The 24,864-nt window shown below is 64.5% G+C and carries 13 protein-coding genes; 1 reads left to right on the forward strand and 12 read right to left on the reverse strand.

All coding sequences use genetic code 11. The annotated features are described in order from the left end of the window. Positions 1 to 4: 4 nt before the first annotated feature. The 6 genes from KGZ40_06030 to KGZ40_06055 form a co-directional block, all read right to left on the reverse strand. The gene (locus KGZ40_06030) at positions 5 to 3,646 is read right to left on the reverse strand and encodes a hypothetical protein (GenBank protein MBS3957067.1); all 3,642 of its coding nucleotides are present in this window, start codon (positions 3,644 to 3,646) and stop codon (positions 5 to 7) included. After that, positions 3,639 to 7,052: an Eco57I restriction-modification methylase domain-containing protein gene (locus KGZ40_06035; protein ID MBS3957068.1), complete on the reverse strand. Its 3,414-nt coding sequence runs from the start codon at positions 7,050 to 7,052 to the stop codon at positions 3,639 to 3,641. The genes KGZ40_06030 and KGZ40_06035 overlap by 8 nt, the downstream gene beginning before the upstream one ends. 666 nt (positions 7,053 to 7,718) lie before the next feature. Then, positions 7,719 to 9,023, reverse strand: coding sequence for an Hpt domain-containing protein (locus KGZ40_06040; protein ID MBS3957069.1), 1,305 nt, complete (start codon positions 9,021 to 9,023; stop codon positions 7,719 to 7,721). After that, positions 9,016 to 10,146, reverse strand: coding sequence for a chemotaxis-specific protein-glutamate methyltransferase CheB (gene cheB, locus KGZ40_06045; GenBank protein MBS3957070.1), 1,131 nt, complete (start codon positions 10,144 to 10,146; stop codon positions 9,016 to 9,018). Before cheB ends, KGZ40_06040 begins: the two co-directional genes overlap by 8 nt. Positions 10,147 to 10,148: 2 nt before the next feature. Then, the gene (locus KGZ40_06050; protein MBS3957071.1) at positions 10,149 to 10,517 is read right to left on the reverse strand and encodes a response regulator; all 369 of its coding nucleotides are present in this window, start codon (positions 10,515 to 10,517) and stop codon (positions 10,149 to 10,151) included. 88 nt (positions 10,518 to 10,605) lie between these two features. Next, the gene (locus tag KGZ40_06055) at positions 10,606 to 11,535 is read right to left on the reverse strand and encodes a GGDEF domain-containing protein (protein ID MBS3957072.1); all 930 of its coding nucleotides are present in this window, start codon (positions 11,533 to 11,535) and stop codon (positions 10,606 to 10,608) included. Positions 11,536 to 11,728: 193 nt separating this feature from the next. Here KGZ40_06055 and KGZ40_06060 point away from each other — a divergent pair, with 193 nt between their 5' ends. Further along, a complete protein-coding gene (locus tag KGZ40_06060; protein MBS3957073.1) occupies positions 11,729 to 12,769 on the forward strand; it encodes a L,D-transpeptidase/peptidoglycan binding protein in 1,041 nt (346 codons plus the stop codon). A 7-nt stretch (positions 12,770 to 12,776) separates the two neighbouring features. Here the strand turns inward: KGZ40_06060 and KGZ40_06065 are convergent, their stop codons facing one another. From KGZ40_06065 to KGZ40_06090, 6 genes are all read right to left on the reverse strand, one after another. Beyond that, positions 12,777 to 16,244 carry an FG-GAP repeat protein gene (locus KGZ40_06065; protein ID MBS3957074.1) on the reverse strand — a complete coding sequence of 1,156 codons (3,468 nt, stop codon included), beginning with the start codon at positions 16,242 to 16,244 and terminating at the stop codon, positions 12,777 to 12,779. Between the two features lie 106 nt (positions 16,245 to 16,350). Then, complete coding sequence (locus KGZ40_06070; GenBank protein ID MBS3957075.1) at positions 16,351 to 19,629, reverse strand: cell wall-binding repeat-containing protein; 3,279 nt, start codon at positions 19,627 to 19,629, stop codon at positions 16,351 to 16,353. 109 nt (positions 19,630 to 19,738) lie between these two features. Next, positions 19,739 to 21,229, reverse strand: a complete 1,491-nt coding sequence (locus KGZ40_06075; GenBank protein ID MBS3957076.1) for an NHL repeat-containing protein — start codon at positions 21,227 to 21,229, stop codon at positions 19,739 to 19,741. A gap of 70 nt (positions 21,230 to 21,299) precedes the next feature. Further along, complete coding sequence (locus KGZ40_06080) at positions 21,300 to 22,187, reverse strand: hypothetical protein (protein MBS3957077.1); 888 nt, start codon at positions 22,185 to 22,187, stop codon at positions 21,300 to 21,302. Between the two features lie 22 nt (positions 22,188 to 22,209). Next, positions 22,210 to 23,730: a hypothetical protein gene (locus tag KGZ40_06085; GenBank protein MBS3957078.1), complete on the reverse strand. Its 1,521-nt coding sequence runs from the start codon at positions 23,728 to 23,730 to the stop codon at positions 22,210 to 22,212. After that, positions 23,715 to 24,863 (reverse strand): hypothetical protein, encoded by a 1,149-nt coding sequence (locus KGZ40_06090; protein ID MBS3957079.1) that lies wholly within the window; start codon positions 24,861 to 24,863, stop codon positions 23,715 to 23,717. Before KGZ40_06090 ends, KGZ40_06085 begins: the two co-directional genes overlap by 16 nt. Position 24,864: the final 1 nt, after the last annotated feature.

Consider the following 24,864-nt stretch of genomic DNA (forward strand, 5'->3'; position numbering starts at 1 on the left):
TCCCTTAGAGCGGCGTCTTCAGCTGTACGGTAGAGTCAAGCAGGCTCGGCGGAGTGCCTGACTCGGCGCACGCCTCCTCCTGATCAGCCGCGACGGCTGCGCCCAATGTCCTCGGCGGCACCACCAGCTCCCAGCACACGAGCTGAAGGTCGCGCTCGCTCGGTGGACGCGTCGCTGGCCGTGGCAGGGGCCTATCGAGGCCCTTCGCCTCGAGCCCCATCCACAGCCTCTCGAGCGCCCCTGACACCACGGCAGGATCAGCGTCAGCCACCTTCAGCGCCCTATACGCCTCCTGAACGCTGTCTTCACGCTTCAGCAGATCGCTCGGGTGAGGCTGGTCGCACCAGTCAAAGAGTGTGTCCGCGAGATTGCCCAGACGTTCTTGCACGTTGGGGTCCTGCAACCGCAAGCGGATCTGGCGCACCAGTTCGCCGGGGTCCTGAGCGCTCATGCGACGCTGGTACTCCTGCCCCAGCTCCGCGATCGCGGTCTTCAACGGTTCGATCAGGTATTGGAAGGGGTTGTCCTCGGGGCCGAGCTCGGCACGTGCGTCTTCTGGATTGCAGGCGATTCGCGACGCAGCCTCGATCGCTGACGAGATCACCGGTGAAGCGTCTGCCGGATAGAACCGCCAAAACACCTCGCCGCCAAATTCGTCCGGCATCTTGAGCTGCACGAACACCCCAGGCTCGTCGCTCTCGCGAATGCTGTGAATGCCGTCGGGGAGACTCCTGACGTCCTGGGTGCCGAGTGACTTCACGAGGTCGATATAGGCGCGAAGCTGGTCGAGCGCATCGTCGAACTCCGCGCGGCGCTCGCCTTCGAGGTAGACGGCCTCGGCCTCGTTGCCGCCCTGCTGGATGCGCATCATGTCGTCGAGCGCCTTCGCCTCAATGACCTCTCCAAGTACCGATGCATCGAGACCGAGCGTGGCATCGATCGCCTTCACTCGTGACGATAGCTTCTTGACGAGCTTGAGCAGATCCTCGAGGCCCTTCTCGGGCATGACGTTGTAGAAGTACACGCGCTTATGCGGCGAGAAGAGCCGGTCGATGCGTCCGGCCCGCTGGATCATACGCACCGGGTTCCAGTGAAGGTCGTAGTTGAGCAGGTACTGGGCGTCTTGCAGGTTCTGGCCCTCACTTAGCACGTCGGTTGTGATGAGCGCGTCGATGCGCGCTTCTCTGAAAGGCGTGATCTCAACTGCAAGCTCCGGGTCATCGATGTCGCGGTCCTCGCGAAGCGCGGCAAGCGGCGCGAAGTGGGCGAGTACCTGGGCCCGCCGCCTCTTGTCGTCTGAGCCGGTGAGAACCGACAGCCAGCGCTCTCCCGTGAGATTCGAGAGACACCGCACATCACCCTTGAGTCCGTCGGTCGGACCACCGAAGGCCTGGAACAGATGCGCCGCCGTGTCTTTGTAGTTCGTGAAGACGACCACCTTGACCGGCACTCCATTGTCGTCGAGCGCAGGAAGCCCGTCGATGACCGCGCGCAGAGCGGCGATCTTCGGATCCTTCGAGGGGTCCGCCGCCTCCAGTCCCTCGAGCGCGGCGAGGAGACCCTGCAGCGAATCTCGATCAGCGCGAACAGCCTCGGACAGCTTGCTGACGTCGCATTGTGCGGTGTCGACCTGCTGCAGCGAATCGAGCAGCGCCTTCACGTCCTCGTCACCCCCGGCTGCCTCGAGCGCTTCGTCATCGAGTGCCCCGCCTAGCAGCACGCGGAGGCGATCCCGCTCCTTGGCGAAGAGCACCTTGCCCTGGTCGAGGAAGGACAGGAACAGGTCGAGATAATTGACTTGATTGCGGACGGTCGCCATGAGCGCCGCAACCGAGCTCTCCATGCGCTTCAGATAGATCGTTCGAATGATGCCGATATAGGCGTCGTTACGCTTCACAACGCTTTCGGTGTCTGTGCGCTTCATCCCCGGACGCTCGATGCCGTACGCCTCGAGGTTGTAGACGGCGAAGTTGAGCGACTCAATCGCCTCGATGACACGTGAGTAGACATCGCCGTAGAGCTCCTTGAGTCCGTAGGTGATGGCCTGCGGAATCTCGTGCTCAGGGAACACGAGCGGGCGCCCGTCGACTTCAAGTGGTTCTCCGGCCTCCTGGCGCTGACGGATGTCGTGGCGCGTGCGTCGTACGAGTGTGAGCAGCATCGTGTTGAGCAGCCCCGGTCCGCCGCCGGTCTTCTCGAGCGCGCGGAACTCGCCTTCGAGGTTGCCGACCGGCCCGCGCCCGGCGTACCAGCTGTTGTCGCCGCGCGTGATGAGCATGAGCTGGTGGTAGAGATCCCACAGCGTGTTGTTGATAGGGGTGGCGGTCAAGAGCAGCACACGCTTGTCCGGTTTGGCGCCGGCCCGAATGATCTCCATGAGCGCCCGGTAGCGCTTTGTGCCCGGATTGCGGAAGTTGTGGCTCTCATCCACGAGCACAATGTCGGCGTCCTGCAGCGCCCTGAGCTTGCGGCGTCTGCGCTCGCGTTCGAGGTTGTCCTCGATCTCGTCGATGTCGGCAAGCTGGGGCAGGTACTCCATGCTCACCGTCTCGCCAAAGATACCGTTGGCGTGCAGACGCTCGGACGACCAGTTGCCCTCGAGCTGGGCCGGACACACGACAAGCGCCCTCACGCGGTTGCTCTTACGCAGCGTGTACTCGCGAAGCACACCAAGGCCGATGTAGGTCTTGCCGAGACCCACTGAGTCGCAGACCATAGCACCCCAGTGCCGCTCGAGCAGCTCGACGGCTCGCGAGACACCTTCCTGCTGGAAGAGCGCGAGTCGACCAGCCACCTCCTCATCGAGACCGATGCCGAGGAAGTTGCCGTATGCCGCGTGCAGAGCCTTGAGGAACACCTGCCACGGCGTGAAGCGCCGACCGAAAAGCACGCACTCTTCGAGCAGGCGGATGAACTCGTCTTTGCAGTCCTGCGCTTCGTCCCACTTGCGGTCAAACCACGCCTCGAGCTCGTCGACCACCGGCGTCGGCCCGGTCTCCATCGTGATGAGGTTGGCCTCGATGTTGTCCTGCAGCCCACCCTTGGTGAGGTTGCTGCTGCCCACCGCACCGTAGGCGGCCTTCTCCTCGCGAAGGATGTACGCCTTCGCATGAAGGCGCTCGGACGTGTTCGCCGAGAGCACCTCACCTTCGGGTACGGTGCCAGTGGCCGGCCCGAGATAGCGGCAAACCTCGACCTCGGGGCGCGAGAGGAAGCGGACGAGTTCTTGGACCTTGTGCCACGCGGCGAGATCAAACTCCTTGCGCGCCTCGTAGCTCTCCTCGCCCTCATCCTCGAGGAGTTGCCTGCGCTGCTCGTGCGTCATCAGCACCCAAGGCAAGTCGCCCTCGAGGAACTCGAACCAGTCGATCGCCTCGAGCGGGCCGGCGTGCTCAGCGTCATCCGACTGGCCGGAGAGCAGCTCACCTGGGCCACGCCGCCGCATGAAGGGGCGCTCGCCGAGCAGGATACGCACCTGGTTCGCATCTTGGAGACCGGACTGGATCTCGCGGAAGCCATCCGGGGTGAAGTAGGCGGTGGCGATACGCACGCTGTCGGGCTGCACCTCGCTGAAGGCACGGGCGAGTTCGGCGAGCATCGTGCCGGTGATTTCATCGTTGGCGATGAAGCGGCGGATATCAGTCATCTTCAGCCTCGGCATTCGTGAGGTAGGCTCGCTGCGCCCTCCAGTCAGCCAGCAGCGCAGCCTCTTCGGCCGTCACCCCGTAGACATCATCTACCAAGTCATTGATGGCATCGTCTTGCGAACCCGGGGACTCCGCGCTAGCGTCTACCAGATTCTCGAGAAGCGCCGCTGTCTCCGGCCTTGGCTCAACAATCGGGAGAGGGACCATGGGGGACTTCTCCCATTCCAAGAAACCGCCCTGCTTCTCGCTCAATCGCGTTGCCGCCGCCAGCACGAACATCAGGGACGAGTTCATGACCGCCACTCCCCACTTAGGGAGCCCGGTTGCGATGTAGCACTTCTGGTTCGTGTAGAACCCGTCCTCGTCCCAAAGGAACCGGGGCTCGGGCGTGATGGTTGCCCAGACAACCTTCGGCTGCTCGAATTCCCTGTAATACGTGCACGAGCGCAGCTCCCACCACCAGCGGCCCTGATCGGCACGAGGGCGCAGTCGGTCCTCGTAGGCAGTCATGTGCCGGTGAATCGCTGGAAAGGAGTCCGCAAAGATCGCTCGCGCGTCCTTCTCGGTCGTAGCGTACTTCCAGGGGTGCGCGCAGTCGGCATCGCCCGAGTTCTGGATCGCGATGAGGTACAGGCCCGCCCATTCGGGCTTCCAACGCTTGATGTCTCGTCCACGAAGCCACGGCTTGATGAGCTCGATGCTCTCGGGGTCGGCCGCGATGAGCGCGGCGCACTTGGCCTGGTCGATGACGAACGCCTCGTTGAAGCCGGTCAGGACGCCCCGATACATCCGCCCCTGGACGAACTCGCCGAGCGGCGTACCAATCGCCATGATGCGGTCGAACAGGCGCACGAGCTGCGGGTCCTCCAAGACCCAGCCGTCTTTGCGAAGCAGCGCCTGCGGGAAGCCGTCGATGCGGTTGCGCTCGAGCAGCGAGTCGAGGTTCTCGAGCTGCTCACGCACACTCGAGACGTTCTCGGATGCTCCTGCCTCGGCAAGCGCCTGTCGCACCGGATGCGTGAGGCGAGCGACCGAGACCGTGTCAGCGGGATCCGGGGCGGTCTTGCGGCCGATGAGCACGGATGGATACGCGATTGCCGCGAACACCGCAAGGTCGCCGAAGTCAATGGCATGCTCGATCTGTAGGTCGGCTGGCAGGAGCGCCCTGAGTCCCTCTCCGTAGGCCGCCCGGTGGAACTTGTTGCTCGTGATAAAGGCGAGCCGACCGTCATCCTTGAGAATCTGCAAGGCGCGGGCGAAGAAGTAGACGAGCAGATCGGCCGTACCCGTGTGCACCTCGGCGAAGCTCAACGCATACGTCTCTTGATCGATGGCGGCGAGCTTCTCCTGGCGTACGTACGGCGGGTTGGCGATGACGATGTCGAACCCGCCCTGCTCGAAGACCTCGGAGAACTCGACCGGCCACAGGAACGGCTTCTTGTAGGGCGCATCAGGAGACAGGCCGTCGAGAACCTTGCGAAGGTGCTCATGGCGCTCGACGAACGCGGCAGCCGCCTTCTCCTCACGCTTGAGGTCACGCGCGCTTGCGCCCATGCGCCTGAGCTTGTCCAGCCGGGTCTTCATGTCAGTGAGCGACCGCTCCACCCCGGCAAGCTGGTCGGAAATCTGGCGCGCCACCAGCTCGAGCTGCTTTCCCTTGATCTCGCGCCGCAGCTCACGGGCCCTGACCGAGTCGCGAAGCGTCGCGTACTCGGCACGAAGCGCCTCGAGCTCCCGCTCGGCCTCGGCAAGATCATCGAAGAGCATCGCGTCCTGGTGTCCGCTGCGCGGCAGCGTTTCGCGCAGGCGAGTATCCCCGATGCGGTCAACAAGACTGTCGCCCGCCTCGAAGCGGAAGTCGAGGTTCGGCAGCGGGACGGGACGCTCGGCATCGACCACCATCGAGAGCCACAGCCTGAGCTGGCAGATCTCAACCGCCTCCGGATTAATGTCGACCCCGTAGAGGCAGTTGGTGATGACTGCCTCCTTCCACTCGGCGACCTTTTGGCCACCAATCTGTACCTTCACGTCGGCGCTCTGCTCTATGCCAATGAGCAGTTGCACGATCTCCTGCAGCATGCCGACCGGGAACGCACCCGAACCGACGGCCGGGTCACAGACTGTGACCGACAGAAGCGCCTCTTCAAGCCGCTTGCGCTCCTTGGGCGTGAGGTACACGTCGGTGGCGGCCGGGTCGATTGCCTCGAGCCGCAACCGCGCGAGCGTCTCCCGGCTGACCTCGGTCCGCTCGACGAGATAGCCGTCGAGTGCCTCGCGGCACATGAAGCGGACGATCTCTCGCGGCGTGTAGAAGGTGCCCGTCTTCTTGCGGTCCTCGTTGAGGTTCTCGAACACCTTGCCCAGGAGCTCGGGATCCGGGTCGACCGAGAGGTCGTCGGGCGTGGATTCCTGCGTGGTGAAGCGGTAGCTCGACAGCAATCCGAGAAGCGTGGGCGCACGGCCGTCGTGTGCACGAGGGTCGAAGAGCTCGTTCGGGACAACGATATCGATGTGCTCGCGACCGTCGCCGTAGAGCCGGTCTTCGACGGCAGTCGGAACGAAGAGTCCGCCGTTGAGGTACGGGATGTCTCCGAGTGCTTGCGCCTTCTCGGTACGCCGCGCCGGTTCGACAGCGAGCGTGTTGAAGAACAGTGGCAGCAGCGCGTCGTTGAAGTAGTTGCGGTGGTCAGAGGCGGTGCGTCCGTAGAGATTGACGAGGTACGAGGCGTCGGCGTCGAGCCAACCCTTCGCCTGGATGAACCACAGGAAGAGCACGCGTCCGAGGTTGCGGGTCACGAAGCGTCGCAGCTCGGCTTGCGTGGCCTCGTCGTCTTCGGCCGGGTCAAGCAGCGGATGCCCGGGGTTCGACTCCGCGAGTGCGGCGACGAAGCGGTCGCGGAGAAGGCGGAACTCCCTGTAGAAAGCGTCGGTGACCCGCTCGACGCTGAAAGCGTCGTTCCACTTGCGGGTGATTGCCGCGGTACCCATGCCGGGAGAGAGCTCGAGACCCTCCAGCAGCTCGAGGTGGTGCCGGTTCGGGTTCGAGCGGGCGACGATCGCGCGAATCGTTCCGAGCTGACCGTTCGTGCGCTGACGTGGCAGAACGAGTTCGATGTCGTCGACACCTTCGCCGGTGAGCGCGATAAGGATGTTGCGATCGCCGGCCGGTGCGAGTTCAACGAGCGCCTTGGCGATGCGGCGACGCGCGCGCTCACGAGCGGACGGGCGGTCGCCCCATTTGGGGATCGTAGCGACCCACAGGGCCGCCCTGCCGACCTGCTCAAGAGCGCCGACACGATGGAGGCTGGTGACCACGTCGGCGAGGCGAGTGCCGATCTCGGTGCTTGTGTCGGCGGCGAAGTCGAGTGGGGATGCCACGGGCGCCAGGCCAAGGGCTTCGGACACACCGGCCCAAGCCCCTCTTGCCGATGCCGCGAGGGCGCTTCTCAGAATGGCTCGACCGGTCAACAGGCTCTCCCTCTAAGCACACAACTCGGACTGGACCTCTGTCCATGATACTTGCACCGCCCATGCTCATGCTTACAGACTGCATCGCGGCAGCGTAAACGGCCGACATTGAACCACTGCGCCGACGCTCCGCTCCCAACCCGAACCTGCGACACGGGGTGTGCCGTCTGTGTGGCAGCAAGGGCAGCCGTGCTACTCGAACACCTTCTCACGCGCATCAACCTCAACTGTTGGACGGAGGCGTTGGGTAGCTCCTGAATGGTCTTGGAGCCATCACGCAGTGTGCGACCCATGGTAACGATATGCAGCTGTCTCTTTGGGGTGTCGTAGAAATCACTAGGTACTTCGCGCTCGCAACCACGGTCAAATCAGGGAGAGAAACGTTCTTCTTGTTCTTGAAGAACAACTCGTAGAAGCGATCCACCGAGATCAGACAGCTGCTTGTCAATCTCATCCCACCAGTCGTTACAGAGTCGGTTCGCCAAGAAGCAAGCATCGACGACGGAATAGTTTCTTCCGTCATCCGGCATGCAGTTGATCTTACTGGTGCGAGCCATGAGACCCCTGTGCATGGCTATCGAGCGGTTCCGCACCGCGAAGAACTCAGGCGACGCCCAGCCGCTCGAACAGGACGCTCAAGCTCTCCTGCTCAGGAACGAAGACGACAGCGACATCGAAACTCTGCCCTTCCGCACTCAACGTGGTCCGCACAAGCGCCGCCCACGGCGCTCCCCCGGTCACCTTGGCGGTCGCCTCTTGGAGGATTGTTCCAGCAAAGTCGAGCTCGAACACCGCGTGCTCAAGGCGAGCGTCTAAACCAGCCAGCTGCGAAATAGCGCCTACATACTTCTCGGCGAGTATGGTACCCGCTTTCACGACGAGCGCCTCCTCAGCCGCGCCAAACAATCGCGTTGCGCCGGGAGCTCTGCCTTCTGCGATGTCACAGAGCTCGAGCAAGGTATCGCACGTCGCGATGATGAGCACGGCTCCGTGCATGTCGCCAGACACGCGAGCGCACGTAGCGCCTACGAGCGTCTTCGCGATCCCAAACGCGAACGATACCTCACCGGCGAGAACGGTCTGCAGCACTGGCGGGGACAACGAGAAGCGTCGTCCAAGAATCTCCGAGAGCGCCGTTGCGGCATGTCCCGCGCCGATGTTCCCTACCTCACGAAGCGCGTCGATCTGTAACGGCGTGAGCCTCTCTGGTGTGCTGGCACTCTCCGAGACGAGCAACTGCTCCACGCTGAGTTCCGAGACCTCGTCGATCTCTCCGATCGAGTCGATTATGTCTTGCAGCGACCGGTCCGTCCGGATCGTCACGGAAAAGGCTCGCTCGAAGCGCTCTTCTTCAAGACGCGTCAGTGTCGGCTCGCTTCCCGTAATCTCGCCGAGTTCCGACAAGCGCTTGATGACAACGTGTGCGCGGAGCGCCTTGAGCACGCACGACTCCTCCAGGGTGACATCAACGCGGACGATGGCGTGAGCGATGTCGCGCGCTGCGAGTCCGGCGGCAGACGGCATCGCGTGGTACGCGCCGTACCGGTCAGGATCGAGATCGGGCCACGGCATATCCGGAGGCGTCTGCGAGTTCATATCGGCTCCGATGAGGGGCCTCATCGCTGAAGTGGCTTCTCCCAGAGCCCCGATGAGTGCCGGGGTTACCACCGCGTCGCCCGTGTTCACCGAGTGCGCGAGCCGCTCCATGCGGGCCGCAAGCTCAGCCGATCGATCGAAGCCCATCGCTGAGCACATCCCCTTGAGTGTATGCGCCGCGCGAAAGATCTCTTCGGCCGTCATCCGGTCATCCGGATCGTGGGCGAGCACCGCAAGCCTGCTCTCAAGCACGCCGAGGTACTCCTCGCTCTCCTCGGCGAACAGATCACGATAGGCGCTCATCTCATTCACGCGTCGCCTCCTTCGCACGCACAGTTCTCCGGATCTCAGCCGGTATGGCATCGATGCTGATGGTCCGGTTAGAGGCGCGTTCCTTGATCGCAGAACCCGGCATCCCCCACACGATACTTGTCTTCTCATCTTGCACGATAGGGGCACCGCCCGCATCTCGGATCGCGCGCAGCCCCAGCGCGCCGTCCGATCCCATGCCAGTGAGCACTACGCCTACCGCCTGGGAACCGAACCGCTCGGCCACGCTGTAGAACAGCAGGTCGGCGGCTGGCCGGACGCCGTGCAACGGCGGCGTGAACGCATCGAACGCGATCCGGGCATCGGGCGGTTGACCCACTACAACCATGTGAACTCCATGCGGTGCGAGATATCCGCGCCCGCACTCCAGCGCCATGTCCTCCTGCGCCTCTACGACATCGATACCGCCGGCGCGTGAGAGCCGCCTCGTCAGCGACGCCGAGAAACCGTGGGGCAAGTGCTGCACGACAAGTACCGCCGCGGCCAGCGAAGATTCGAGCCCCCTGAAGACCTTCTCCAATGCTGGGGGACCCCCCGTCGAGGCCGCAATCGCCACCACTATCTCGCAGCCGGATTCGATACTACCCGGCTTAGATGCCGCCCTTGACACGCGTGGCTCGGCGGCGCGTGCCGCAATCGCGGCCATCGTCCGCGCGATGGCGTTCTTGTCGATCGCCACCACGTCGGGCGAGACACGATACGCTGTCTTGATCGTTTTGATGAGCTGCTCTGACAGTTCCCCCACCGACATCGTGAACCGGCCCTTCGGTTTGGGCAGGAAGTCTACGGCACCAAGCGCGAGCGCCTGGTACGTGGTATCGGTGTCGTCCGCGGAAGAGAGCATGACCACTCGCGCATCACTGACCGAACGGATATGCGGCAGAGCTTCAAGTCCGCTGAGCTCGGGCATCTCGATGTCGAGCGTCACCACATCCGGATCAAACGCTCGCGCCATCTCAACGGCCTGCACGCCATTGCGGGCGACACCAACGATCTCGATACTCGGGTCAAGCGATAGCGCCTGATGGAGCATCTGCCGCACAAGCGCCGAATCGTCGACGATGAGGACCCTGATCGTCGCCCGCATGTGGTCTGGACGCGGCACTGCTATCGCTGGGCGCCAAGACACTTCGTGACGAGCTCAAGAACTTTGGCTGGCTGGAACGGCTTAACGATAAAGTCAGCCGCGCCGGCCGCGAGCGCCTCGGCAATCATCGAGTCCTGACCCATGGCGCTGACCATGATGATCCGCGCACCGGGATCGCGCTCACGGATGCCCCGCACCGCCTCCACGCCGCTCATCGCCGGCATGGTGATATCCATTGTGACGAGATCAGGTGTGACTCGAGCGTACTCTTCGATCGCCTGTGGTCCGTTTCCGGCCTCGTGAATCTCGTATCCGGCGGCCTCAAGGATGTCGCGAAGCATCATGCGCATAAACGCAGCGTCATCGACGACCAGGATTGTCGCACCCATCCCTCATGTCCTTTCGCGCCAGCGTGCCGCGTCACGGATTCCCCGTGCATAATACCTGAAACAGACGCGCGACACTGTGACGCACCCCTCACTTCCCTCTATACGTCCCAGCGACCAGGTATCCACCTCCTCCTCGTGCTTTCACCCGGTACATCGCACTGTCGGCTCGCTTGAGAAGCGAGTCCGCGTCGTCACCCTCACGAAAGTGTGCGATGCCGATGCTCGCCATCGCGGCATGTATTCCCTCGGTGTTCGTACGGTACGCCTGCAGCGCGGCAAGAATCTTCTCGGCCACGGTCACCGCCGCTGAAGGCACCCCGGCGTCGGCGAGCAAGACCACGAACTCGTCACCTCCCAGTCGCGCCACCGTGTCGCTCGCCCTCACCGACGAGGCAAGGACGTGCGCGACGAGACTGAGAACCTCATCACCTCGCGCATGGCCGAGGGTATCGTTGATCCTCTTGAAACCGTCCACATCGCAGAAGAGCACCGCGGGGGTGACTCCTTCGCGACGAGCGCGAGCGAGAGCGCTTTCCAGCCGGTCACCGAGGAGCAAGCGGTTGGGAAGGCCGGTCAGTGAATCGTGGGTAGCGTGATGCTCCGCGCGCCGCTCGGCCTGTTTGCGTTCGGTGATATCGCGGATCACCGCGATGATGTAGGGTTCCACCGCCGATTCGATCACGCGAGCGTTGACCTCGACCGGAATTTCGCTCCCGTCGGCTCGCCGGTGGACCGACTCGAACAAGGTGCCCTCGGCCGTAATCTGATTGTCGCGGGTCGCATCCGGAGGAGCGGGCGGGGCGCCATCGGGAGTGGCGATCAGGTCGTAGATTCGCGCGCCGATGAGCCTCTCGCGGGCAACTCCATAGAGGGACTCAGCTGCGGGATTCACCTGGAGGATGCGTCCATCACGCACCCTCACGAAGAAGACCACGTCACTCATGTGCTCAAAGAGCGCGCGGTATTCATCGCGTGTGTGGTCAGGACGCGACTCGGGCTTGTCCGGACGTGTTGTCATGTCGGCTCTGTTTCGCGAGTGCCGGCGCCCCGTGCATCCCCCATGTAGCACATCGCGTGCCCAACGAGCTACGTGTAAGCATTGCATCTGGCGCAGCGGCACATGTGCGCATGCGGCAGACTTCTTATTAGCGTCGATTCCGTGGTAACATGCGATGTTTTCACCCTATGAACCAGTCCTTCGGGGAGCACGGATGCAGGTTCGCGTAGCCATTGTGAAGACCATCGGCGTGCTGAGTTCAATCGCCCTGTTCGCGACCTCTGGCGCGCTCGCGTGGGCCGCCACCGAAGACTACGCTGCCCGCGCACGCGTTCCGATGGGCGTGACTCTAACGGGAGGCCGTGACCTCGGCGGCATGACCGCGAGCGAAGTACGCCGCGCGCTCTTGGATGACATCGCCGCGTCGTCGCGCGAACCGCTCACCATCACCGCCGACGGCCAAACGTTCACGCTCGATTTGCGCCGCCACCTCACGATCGACATCGAAGGCGCGGTTGCGAGCGCATTCGAACCGGTGCTCGACTCCGCGATTAACCAGCGGGTCTGGCGTACCTTGGCCGATGAGCCCGTCTACCACGACATCGAGCCGGCTGTCAGCGTCGACCGTGAGTCCTTGGCTTCGACGGTGCGCACGATCGCCGCGTCCGTGTACCGCCCCGCGGTCGACGCGACGATCACCATCGAATCTGGCGCGATACTCATCCGCGAGTCGGTGCCTGGGCGTTCGACGGACGTGACGGTTGCGGTCTCCATCCTCGAGCGAACGCTTCTTGCCGGAGGTGAGCGGGTCACGATCCCGGTAGACCCGGTACCCCCCGCAGTAAGCGAGACCGACCTCGGACGTACGATCGTCGTCTCACTTCGCAGCCGCACGCTCAAACTCTACGACGGGATCGAGGTGGACCGCACGTACCGTGTCGCGGTCGGCAAGCCCGGGTACTCGACGCCACGCGGGAGCTGGGAGATCGTACAGAAACGCTACCGGCCTACGTGGGGCAACCCGGGCAGCGCCTGGGCCGCCGAGATGCCCAGGTTCATCCCTCCAGGACCCGGCAACCCGCTCGGCACGAGAGCGCTCAATCTTAGCGTCCCCGGGATCCGGATCCACGGCACCTCAAACGTCGCTTCGATCGGCACAGCGGCGAGTCACGGATGCATCCGCATGGTTCGGCGTGACGTCGAAGAGCTCTACGATCTGGTCGACGTAGGCACGCGGGTGCTTATCGTCCGCTAACGAGCATCTAATTCTGGAGCCACACCCTGTCGAGGTAGAGCCGGTGGTCCTGATGGCCGCCGCTCGTATGGTCGATCTGTATCCGCAGCTCTCCGCTACCTGATACGAACCTCGGGTGAGCGATCGGATACGTGTACAATCCGTTGACGCTCGCGGCAGGCAGCTTGCCGAGGGTGACCCAGCCCGGCGTCGCCGCTGCAAAGTCCCACGCCCGCACCACCACATTATGGCCAAGCGCCACGCCCGCCGGGTCGTAGCGGCCCCACAGCCGCAACGCCACGGGTGTGGCGGTCAATCCCGTGAAGCCGATCTCCACTCGCATCGCGGGTGAACCCTGCCGCTCATCAACGACGTAGTACGCACCGTCTTGATGGAGCACGTCGGCGAGTCCCCCCGTGACGCCATCGTTGACCGGAGCGGTGATCGCGGTTGGCCCCGCCTCCCCGACGATACGGCTGTACGCGTTCGCGGTGCTACCGAGATGGCACGACGTGTAGCACGCACCGCCATTAGGGGCTGCGTCCACCCAGTCCACATCGGAACGAATGAGGTAGCGGTTCACGCTTCCGTGATTGGTGTGGCATGTCTGGCAACTCAGGCGAAACTCGTCCACGTGGCGCGCGTGAAGCTGTGCGCCACTTGTCGCGTCGTAAAACCGGCTGACCTGGGGCGAACCGTCTGTGCCATCACGGTAGACCCCAGAGGCGTGACACCGGTAGCACAACATCCCCGCGTCTCCAGGCTCGATACCGATGACCGACGCTTTGAGCAATGGAGACGCCGGACTCGTGTGCGGGCCGATCGGCTGGGACGCGCTCGCGTTACCGTGACAATCGACACAGTAGATGCGCGCGCCCGAGGCCGGATGATCGCCCGTGACTGGATGCGCCGAGCCGCCAAGAGCCACCGAATCGAACTCAGCGGCCACGTCGCGCGGCGAGCCGCCCCACGTGGCGGGGCCGTGGCACTTGAAGCACGTCTCGTACTCGTAGTCGACACGCGGCTTGAGTGTCCCGGTCACTGGATCGTAGCCAGACGATCCTTTGAGCACACCGTAGGCGACGGGCGCGACCGCGGCCGAACCGTCGGCCACATGGACATTGTGGCAGTCGACGCACTCAACGTGGCGCGGGAACGCTCCCTGCTCCCCGGACACGTGCGCTCCCGCTACGGCGCTCGCGGGATGACGGCTACGGCCTACCGGGCCAAGATCGGCCACCACGATGCCTGGCGTCGTCCCCGCAAGCTCGACACCGCCTGCGGGGGCAGTCTCGTTAATGACGAACGTGGCACCGTCGCGGACGAGCGTCTGGAGCGATGGTGGCACGGAGACACCGGGGGTGCGAGAGAAAGTTCCCGCATTGGCAATCGCGATCTCCGCGACGCCATCGCCGTTGACGTCTCCAGCGGCTAGCGCGGCGGACGCGACTCCCATTCCCGTCTCGACATCGACACGTGCACCGAGACCGGTCGCACCGGTCTCGAAGATGGTCACGGCGTTCATCCCCGACTCATTGCGGACCGCTACCGCGACACCCGGAACAGATCCCGCCATGAACGGGCCAATTACCGTGTCCCACGCGCGAGCGCCGACGGTGCCAAAGACAGCCCGGGTCGCCTCGGGAACGGCGTCAGCCGATGCTGGCGCGTACACCGAAATACTCGGTGTAGCGGCGCCCGCATCCGCCACGGCGATGCCTGCGGCTCCTCCCGCGAGAACAGGGCCGATGGAGGGGCCGCGCGGCTCAGGGTGCAGCGTCTCAAATGAAGTGACCGCGACGGTCGCCGTATCCGCCTGGCTCACGACGTACACGGCCCACGGGCTGTCTGTCGCTGCCGCTGACCTTGCCGTCACCACGAGCTGATCGGGTGCGATGCCAAGACCGAGAGTGCCGCCCGCGATACCGGTTGCGTCATAGCCCAACGGAAACGACGTGGCGAGCGCTGATGTGAGCGTCGTGCCGTCGTGGCGGTAGAAGCGCAGCGTACTTGCGCCATCGGCGTCCACGCTTACGACCGCCGCCTCAGGCCTGCCGCTCGCGTCCAGCAAAAAATCCCCCGCCGTAAGCAACGAGGCGGTAGCCTCCAGCGAGTACGACGTGGCCGCGATACCGTCGAGCAGGTTGTAGCGGTAGACGTGGACACGGCCGGGGGAGCCGACGGAAGGGTCAGCGACCACGAGATCGTGCTCACCGGCCGCCGCGTCACCATCGATGCCACCGTACGCCACGGCAACGGAGCCGCTCCTGGCTTCAGGAGCGGACGGGACGTAGCGTCGCGGACCCTCGAGCGCGCGAGGGGCAGGGGTATTCGCAGGGGTCCACACGTGGAGCGAGCTATACGCGTGCGGAAGGACGAGGGGATCGTACGCGACCACGACCTCGTCTCCGGCAAGGTCAGTCGGCACCGCCATCGCCTTAAAATCGGTAGCGGCCGTTTGGCCATCATGACAGCGATAGCACAGTTCGCGGCCCTCGGCGTCGGCGAGCGCGGTGATGACCCCGCCTCGGCCGTCCTCGCGACCCATCGGGTTGTGGCACGACTGGCACTCGCCCGCCAGACGCGTGCTCTCTCTTGACGCCCATTCGCCGAGCGGCGCGACCGTCGCTATGGTAGAACCGTGCGACGAAGCGGTGTACGTCGCCTCTCCGCTCCACGCGGTTCCCGCACCGGCCAGCGTATGGCACACGTAGCACATCGTGCGATCATTCGAAGCAATCGTCACCGTCGCCGGCGCTGACGGGGGTGAGAAACGGGTGCGGATGAGCGGAGCGATCGCCGATCCATGCGGCTCGTGGCACACACCGCACGTGATCTGCGCGGCACCTGCTCGCGGCGTGAGTCCAGCGTGTGCGGTGTCGCGATAGACGGTAAGGCCGCGGAAAGCGCTCGGCGCGCGCGCCTCGAAGTGACACGTTGCGCAGAACTCCTCGGCAGTGTTTCGCTCCGTCCCGTCTGAGGTCAACGCACGCAAAAGCGCCTGCCACGGTTCATCCGTCGGCGTGCGCGCTGCACCGTGAGCGTCGTGGCAGCTGCTGCACTGTTTGGGAGTGGGCCCATAGGCGGACGTGTCCGGTGCGAGCACGTGCGCCGATGCGTGCGCAAAATCATCTTGGACGCCCGTGCCCGATCCGAGCGTGTCGATGCCGTGACACGCGAAACACAGCGTCGTGTCCCCCGCGCCGGTAGGCTCGGTGATAACAAGCGCGGAGCCGGTGGTTTCCCAGGTACCCGGCATAGTGCGCTCCACCACGCCAGGCGCGGTATGGGCGCGATGGCACATCGCACACGCTTCGGGAGTGTCCGCGTCGACGACATGCGGCGCGGCGGAACCAAACGCGAGAGCGGGCGCTGCGACATAGAGGCACGCCGTGAGCACGAAAACCACGCAGCTCGCGAACGACGGCCTCACCTTACCCCGTATTCCCACCTCGGCGTACGTACGAGCCGTACGGACGCCGCGACCATCCGTCATCGGCCTCTTCCGTTCTTGGTGCCTCGGCGGGTCATGCCGGCGACCAGACCCGAGAACCTTCCGGCCCAGTATACCCGTCAAAGCCACGCACCGCACCGGTCAGGACCTACTCTACCTGTGCACGCACCTGGTCGCGCGTCTGCTGAGTAAGCACGGAGGTACCGCCGAGAAAGCGGACCTCGTCGATCGCGTTCCTGTTAGCGGCAAGCGCGTCTCCCGTCACAGAAGTAAGGCTCGCCGAGTGAGTGAGAAGCATCACGGACCCAGCTTGGGCCTGCATAACGCCGCCAGCAAGCGCGTCGGGGAAGTTTTGCCCGGTGGCGAGCGCAACCCTAGTCCAGTCCAGCCCTACCGTCTCGGCAAACTGCGCGATATCGACCGCCGTCGAGTAGCGGTCGGCGCCATAGCGACGCTCGACCTTAATCGCCCCGAACGCCGCCGCGAGCGAGTCGTACGACAGCGCGCTCACCGCGCCCTCGCCGCCCAAAACGATGACCCTCTTGACTCCGTGTCCCTTCATCGCCGCGATGGTCGCGGCATTCACCGCGTCAGATGTGTCGAACAGGTAGAGCGGCCACCCCTTTGCGGCGGCGATAGGCGCTGCGGCAAGGGAGTCAGGAAACGTGCGGCCTGTAGCGACGAAGGCGGTACCGTCCCAGCCAGTGTTCTCTGCCACAATACGCGCGGCGATCTCTCGGGCGGTCTCGTAACGGTGCGTCCCCTGGAATCGTTGCACGTCAAGACCCATCTGTGCGAGCGTGCGCGACACGGCGCTATCGACGGCCGCGCTGCCCCCGACGATGACGACCCGATCAGCCCCGAGACGCACGATCTGGTCGCGAGCTTCCGCGGACAGAAACGCTCTGCGCGTCAACAGAAGGGCCGCCCCACGCACGCCGGCTAGGCCAGACGCCGAGAGCGCGTCGGGAAACGACTCGCCCGAGGCGAGCACCACAGTGCGCCTGCCGTCAGGTCCTCGCGGCATCGGGCTGGCGGGAAACGCGATCGCGGTCGCGCGCGCGGCGGTCGCGTACCTGTTCGCACCCGCGACCTCGGTAAACGCTGGCGGCAGATCGAGCCGCACCTCACGCGTGCCCTGCGACGAGTTGCCAAGGGAGTCAGTTGCCCAAAAGTGGATGGTGTGGACACCCGAACGCGATATCACGATATCCGCCGAGGCGCCCGCGACCGGCACCCAAGGAGCACTCGGATCGAGGCGGTACGCGAGGTGCGCCACATGTCCTGCGTGCGAGTCCGCCGCCGCTATCCGGACAGTGCCTGCGAGCGGTTGCTGCGAAACCACCGTTGCGGTGACCACAGGTGCGGTCACGTCGACACGTACCTGGACCGTTGCCGCGGCGCTCCACACATCGGCGTCTCTGGCACGCACGTACACGGTATGGGTTCCGCTCGGGACGCCGCTCAGGGTGGCCGAGGTCTCCGTCGTCATCACCTCGAGGGCGGCTGCGGGGTCAAGCGAGTACCAGTAGCCCCTGATACCGGTGCCAGACGCTTCCCACCCAAGCGCGATCGAGTCGTTTCCGTACCACGCAGTGGAAACCGGATGGCTCGTTGAGCTCAATGCGGTTATCTCGGGCGGAGCGGGCGCGCCTGGTGAGCGCAACACGACCTCCATCGAGCCTGACCGCTCGTTTCCCGCACGGTCGGTCGCACGATACGCAAGCTCGTACGTCCCAATCGCATCGAAGTACAGCGTTGACGAGGTTCCCATGACCGGCGTCCATACGCCACCGCCAATGCGGTACTCAAACCCGGTAACGCCCGAATGCGCATCGGAAACTGACAGGTTCACCGCGACGGGTTGCCCCTCGTAGATATAGCCGCTTGCATTGATGTCGTGCGAGAAGACCGGGGGCGCGGTATCGACACGCACTGGCAGAGGATCACTCGGCGGCCCCCACTGGCCCCACACGTCAAGCGCTCTGACCCGCACATACCACTCACCGCTCGCTTGCGCGGTCACGCCAGCGGAAGGGGAGCTCACGCCACACATCAGTGTGGTCGGCGGCACCGCTGCAGGAGAGGCATCAAGCACGTACGAGTACCCGACGATGTACTCCGGGTTGCCGGCGTCCCACACGAGGCTCACTGCCGTTTGAGACTTCCACGCCGACGGGTCGGGATGCGACGATGAGACCAGGCCTGTGACAACAGGCGGAGGTGCGGCGAAGTCAGCGCGTTCCCACGTCGCGCCATCGCTCGAATACAAAATGACGCCAACGCCGCCCACCGCCACGGCCTCAGAAGTGCCTGGACGCGCGGCGATTCCCCTGAGATCGAACGAGGAGACGGCCTGCGCGCTCCACGACGCGCCACCGTTGGTCGTGCTGATGATCCTCCCCGAAGGCCCTACCGCCCACGCGCGGTTCCCGTCGGACATCGCGACGCTCCTCAAGTCGACGGTCACCCCCGTCGCCGTCGCGGTCCATGCATCCCCGCCGTTCACGGTGCGCCACGCTCTGCCGCCCGCGCCCACGACCACGCCCGCGCTCGACGTTCCAAACGCGATGCCAAGAAGCGGTCCAGCGTTCGCGAACGCGGTCTTGTCCTGGGATTGCCACTGTCCAAACAGCCTGGTGACCGGATCGTACGCTCGCGTCCACACGAAACCGTTGTTGGCGACAGGAGCGTCACGGTTGGCCTGGTAGCGATCGTGTCCAGCTACCCACGCCCTCTCAGGACCCGCCGCGCCAATTCGGACATCCACCGAATAGAACTCACCCATGCCGAGGAATACCGGCTCATTGTGCGTAATGGGGTCGAGATACTCCCTGGCCTGGAAGAGCGTCGCCCACTCGCCGTAGAGGACGGGCGGGAAGCGCCGGAACATAAGCGTTGCGGCCGATGACGACGTTCCCTGTCGCCCCGCTGCAAGTCCCGTCATCCCTTCACCGCCGGAGAGGCTTTCGCTGATCACCGCAAGATCGAACACCGCCCCGGGACCCTGCGAAGGGAAGATGCTCTGCGCTGTTCCGGTCGAACCGTGAGGGTACGCCGGTGCCCACGTCTTGCCACCGTCGGCAGTGTGAAAGAGCACCCCCGCGCGTGAGATCGTCCATCCGCGATTCGCGTCGATAAACGACACTCCCGTCAGTTCATGCGTGCCACCAGGCATGACGGCCGCCCGCACCCACGTCCCCGGCTTGCCGCCCTCAGTCGAGCGCACGACCGTTCCCGAGGACCCCACGGCAACGACAAGCTGGCTGGTCGCGTACGTTACCGCATTGAGACTGGCCGAGGTGATTCGCACGGTGGAAGCGGTAACCGCATGGGCCTCCATTGGGGTGGCGAGCGGAAACATCGAAAGCGCGAGCGCCCATGCGAGAAGAACTCTCGCGGAAGCATCCATCACGTGATTCAACATGCGACACACCCCTTTAAGTAACGCCGGTGCGGTGCCGGCCGCACAGTACGAGCACATGGAGCACCTAACATGCACACATCAGCAAACGACATGCCCCGCATCCGGCCAATCATCCGTCTGCGTCCTCCGGGTCTCTAACAGCACGGTCCCCGTCTGGGCGTGGCGCCGAGTACGCGAACTCCTCAACGAATCCGGCCACGTCAAGTACATCGATGCCGCTCGCGGCTGCTACCGCCGCAAGCGATGAGTGCTCGGTAAGTAAGACCCGGTGGCGCCGAGCGAGCGAGAGCGTCGCCGCGAGCTCAGACCCGAGTTCGAACCTCTCATCGAGCGCGGTCGCATCGGGATGCGAGTACTCAGAGACCTCCGCGGTGGGACCGGGACGGCGACGCGCTCCATCGGCGGTCTCGGGGGTCACGATGAGGCGCACCGGCCGCCATCCCCTCGAAGCCTGGGCAACATCACGAAGACGGTCGAGCGCCTCACGGGAGGCGACGACACGCACGGTCCGGACGAGCGCGAGTAACGCGATTGGCGAGAGGAGAAATGGTGCCGCGATCAAACCGTACCAGCTCGGGCCACCCGGCCACGCCAAAGGCACGCGAGCGTCCGGAGGGGCCCACTCGAACACCTGAATTCGGGCGTTCCCGGTGTCCGCTACGTAGAGAGCGTCCGCGCTGACCGCGACATCGTTTGGAAAGGACAGGCCGCCGGCTCCCAAACCGGGGCCTCCGATCCGTCCGAGTTCCGTCCCGATATCGTTGACAAGGACGACCTCGTGCGAGAACGCGTCGACGAGCGCGAAGTGCGGGCGTCTTGCCTGCTCGCTCGGCGGCAAGAGCTCAACTCCCCTGATCAACCTGCCAAGGGGAATCGAACGGACGATCGAACCGTCCTCGTCAAGCTCTACGAGACGGCGGCTGTTGCTGTCGGCAACCCAGGTGCGCCCGTCACGCGAGGCGATCCCGTTGGGGTGATCGAACCCGCCTGGGGTGCCAGGCAGCACGGCTGCAGGCGGTGACACGCCGAGCACCTCACCGGAGCGGTCAAGGTGCCACACACGGTGCCCTGTCTTGGCGGTATCCGTCACGTGAATCGAGCCATCCTCGGCAAACGCGACCGCTACAGGAGCCCACTCAACCGGCTGGCTTTCAGCATCAACCGGCGTGATCGTCTCGACGAACGAGCCGTCGAACGCGAACACCATTAGGGCACCTATTCCTCGATCAACGACGATGATCTGCTCGGCGGCCTCGTCGCACGCGATTCCAACCGGAACCTCTAGCCGCTCTCCTCCAATGGCGCGCGCCGAGATACCCGTGCCCTGAAACGCTACGACGTGCCCCGCGAGCGAGTCGGTGACAAAGACCGTTTCCCCTGCCACGCACACTCCCACCGGACGCTGAAGAGGCAATTCCTCCGTCCCGGTGAACTCGTAAGCGAAACGAGGTGTCGCGATGAGCGCGCTTGCCGCGTCAGCGATCAGCTGCGGTGCCACCTCCCCAGCGAGCAACCGGCGCGCATCCGCCGAAACACCCGCAACGCCCAGTGCGAACGCCGCACATACCGCTACGACCAGCCGTCTTCGCCTGCGCCGCACTCCTGTGAGCCTGGAGGGGGGGCGGGCGCGATCATGCGCTGATGCGCGGCGGGTGGTCGCGTTCACCGGCTCACGATCCAGCGATCGCCTTGGCGGCCTCGATGATCGCACCCTTGTGCTCGGCCGGATTGTCCGATGTCGTGTAGAACTCGAGCAGAATCAAGATGCCACGATCGGTCATCCCGAGCCGGACGTAGTTCGGGCGCGTGCCAACAAACCCGTCGAGCGAGCCGATCCTCACGTCTTCACCTGACGTCACGAAGCGTTCACGTACCCGCTCACCGAGCATCTGTTGCGCCTGCTTTGCGTCTTTGAACTGTTCGACCTCGACGGAGAGTTGAACGATTGGACCGCTATTGACAGGCATGTAGTCACGGAACAACACAAACGGATCCGACACGAGCGACTGTCCCACGAAGCCGGGAATCTTGTCCGGCACGTAGTGAACGAGGTTCGCGATCGGACCCACTACCGGGCTGCCCTCACCAGGAGGCGTCCCACCTCCGCCGTCGCCTGGCCCGGGCGACGTGCCGGACGTGCCGCCACCCGCAGCGCCGGTGGAGGTGCCTGTGCCCGCAGCACCGCGCTCTCCCCTGATCTCGGCGAGGCGCCTTCCGGCGCTTCTGTACTCCGCATCCAGCTCTGCCATCTCGGCCAACACCCGCTCAGCCGCTTCGAGATCGCCTGCGGCACGTGCCTTCTCAGCAGCTTCATCGAGCGCCGCGAGTTTGGTGTGAAGGTCACACGTGATCACTCGTGTGGTCACGCCATGCTCGGCCACTTCATCAGCGGGCACCTCACGCTGCTCGACAGTGTCAGAAACGACGTGGCCCTCGGTGCAAAGAACAATCTCGCCTGACTCCACCTGCACCATCTTGCGACTGCAGCCGGGCGCAAAGGCAAGGGCCCCTGCTACCGCGATAGCGAGGATGATCGGTGTCACTCGCCTCATTGACATCTACCTCCTGATGTACGCGGGGCTAACGCTCGGCATCTGGCTCGGGGCGTCGCGATTTCCACGCCGCATGGGCGACAAGCGTGACGCACGCGACGGCGACGGCGGCAACCTGCAGTGTGACTTCCACCGGCGCAAACACGATATTCGCATACTCGGTGCCGTAATCGTGCTGCAACTCCGGGGGGATCCACGGAATCCACGTCTGGATCGGTGTGAAGCGCACAGAGAAGTACACTGCTGCGGCACAGACGCCCGCGACCGCCGCCGCCGCTCTCCCGCGGCGTCCGAGCGGACGTGCCAACGTAGCAGCCAAGAGGATCGCGATCGCCAACGCGAGCCATCCACCCGTCGTGCGAAACCCTTCCAGAACAAACTCGGCGTTAAATGCGGCACCCTCGCCTGTCCGGCCCGTGACCGTCACCGCGACCCCCGGCGCCACCAAACCGGCAATCGCGAACACCGCCGCAATGAGCGCGAGCGCGTTGCGAGCGAGCGACGCACGCATGTGCGCCCAGACTGGGGCATGCGTCGCCGTGCCCGGCACGGGAATAAATGCCGCAACCACCGCCGCGCCGATCACCAACGTCGACCACCCGGCTGCCTCAAGCAGAACCGGTCGCGGGCCGAAAACCCCCGTCGCTTCCTCCACGAACAGAAGAGCCGTGATGAGCGGCGGGCCGACAAGAAACGCGGTCCCCGTAAAGCGGGTTCCCACCGTTCGCGTCACGTGCACGGCGAGCGCGAACATCAGTCCGCCGGCCGCACCGTACGAAGCGACAGCTGGCGAGGGCGCAAGCCCGGTGAGACCGCCTGCGCCCGCGAACGTCCCTACCGCGACAGCGGCAACAACCCCGCTGATGGCCGCGGGCAGGTACACGCCGCGTTGACCGTGCTTCTGTGCGAGTCGCGCTAGGGTGTACGAAGCGCCAACGAACAGCACACCGGCAAGCAACATCGCGACTTCGCGATCGGGATACCTTACGAGCAGAGAAAACGAGCTTGGCCGCTCCCAATTACCAAGAACACCCATCGCTCCGGCCACCCCGAGCAGAGCCGCCGCGGCGTATACGGGCATGCGGGAGGCAACCGCCCCAATGAGCAAGAACAGCGCGCCCCAGATCGCCATCGTCCAGAATGCCACCACCGCGCCGGGCGGCACGTCACTCGCACGGTTGGCCACCACAAGCGCTGGTGCGGCCGCCGCGCCGAGAACACCGGCACACGCGACGAACGCCCCATCGCGCGCGCCAAGCGACGTCAAGTCGCCCGCACGGGGCATCCCTCCAAATACACCGAGAAAGAGTAGCGCCCCTACGGTAACCGCAGTGACGAGCTGCGCTGTCGACGCATGCGGCACCACGGCGGTCTGCAACACAAACGCCGCCGTAGCGCACAGCGCGAGGACAAGCCACACGCCTGCCGCAAGCGGCAGCGCGGCCTTGAGGGGCGGGACATAGCGGGGAGGGCCAGGCGTGGCCCGGCCCTCCCCTCGATTGCGCTTGGCGCGCTTACGATCATGCGCAAATGTCACTTGTTGTGACACGACTGGCAGACACCCCGGTTGTCCATCCGGAGAAACGCGTTCTTGGTTCCCGGATCCACTGCGCCCACACCCGTGTCAGGCTCAGGATCCGTGGAGTTCCACACATTGGCGTACCCTGTCATCTCCGCGTCGGAACCGTGCGCGCGATGACACGTCAAACAATCGATCCAGTCAGTCGCGCTGCCCTCAGGAGTCCAGCCGCCAAACTCTTGAGCGAGCGGGAGCGCCTGGTCGGTGACTATCAGCGAACGCGGACCCTTGTAGTTGCCGAGTTCGACGTTCACCGGATGACGGTGACGTGTCACGAACCCGAACCCGTCGTTCGCGTCGTACACGCTCGAAGTCGCAAGGTCTGGACGGTGATACTGCGTGTGGCATGCGGCGCACCATGCGCTGATGCCACGAGTGGGATCGTTGCCGGGAGCCTTGGCATACATCGGCGACGTGTAGTTGGGCTGGTACAGGCCCATCTGCACCGCTCCGGGATCGTGAAGCAACCAACCAGAACCGGGGTAGTTGACCTCATTTGAGATCACGTACGGGTTCGGCACGTAGTTGCCCGGGGTCGGCTCCGTGTAGCCGCCAACCGTCACACCGTTGACGACGTCTTTAAGGAGCCGGTAGTTGGAGCTGCCGTGCACATCGTGGCACGAGCCGCATGTCATCACGATCTGGTTGCCGTAACCCGTCGAGATGATGCCCTCTCGGCCTGTGGCGCCACCGCCCCACGCACCCCATGAACCGCCAACATAGGTATGCTTGTTCCTGCCAACGACATGGTCACCAAACGCGCCGCTGTTCAGGCCCATACCTGTTGTGCCAAAAGCGGTTCCTTCATAGACACCGTCTACCACATTGGTGTCCGCACCCGCGGCCGCACCGCCGTGGCACGTGAAGCAGAACTGATAGAGCTCGGTCGCCGTCGAGAGCAAAAGCGCGCTACGACGATCGCCGTCCCGATTCGTCCACGTGATGCTGCTCGCGGCCGTGTGGGCGCGGTGACAACCGGCGCACGCGTCGGTATCCATCGAGTAGCCACCATGAACACCGAAGTTCGCTAGAGCGACACTTGGGGCGATCAGGAGCACGGACGCGACCACGGCAAACGCAAGCACTAGTGACAACTTCCGCATT

It is taken from the genome of Clostridiales bacterium (genome assembly GCA_018333995.1).
Classification (GTDB): domain Bacteria; phylum Actinomycetota; class Coriobacteriia; order Anaerosomatales; family SLCP01; genus JAGXSG01.

Excerpts from the sequence above, each read along its gene's own strand:
- KGZ40_06030 (MBS3957067.1), bottom strand. The coding sequence starts at position 3,646 with ATGACTGATATCCGCCGCTTCATCGCCAACGATGAAATCACCGGCACG.
- KGZ40_06080 (MBS3957077.1), bottom strand. The coding sequence starts at position 22,187 with ATGTCAATGAGGCGAGTGACACCGATCATCCTCGCTATCGCGGTAGCA.
- KGZ40_06070 (MBS3957075.1), bottom strand. The coding sequence starts at position 19,629 with ATGTTGAATCACGTGATGGATGCTTCCGCGAGAGTTCTTCTCGCATGG.
- KGZ40_06050 (MBS3957071.1), bottom strand. The coding sequence starts at position 10,517 with ATGGGTGCGACAATCCTGGTCGTCGATGACGCTGCGTTTATGCGCATG.
- KGZ40_06065 (MBS3957074.1), bottom strand. The coding sequence starts at position 16,244 with ATGACGGATGGTCGCGGCGTCCGTACGGCTCGTACGTACGCCGAGGTG.
- KGZ40_06055 (MBS3957072.1), bottom strand. The coding sequence starts at position 11,535 with ATGACAACACGTCCGGACAAGCCCGAGTCGCGTCCTGACCACACACGC.
- KGZ40_06060 (MBS3957073.1), top strand. The coding sequence starts at position 11,729 with ATGCAGGTTCGCGTAGCCATTGTGAAGACCATCGGCGTGCTGAGTTCA.
- KGZ40_06090 (MBS3957079.1), bottom strand. The coding sequence starts at position 24,863 with ATGCGGAAGTTGTCACTAGTGCTTGCGTTTGCCGTGGTCGCGTCCGTG.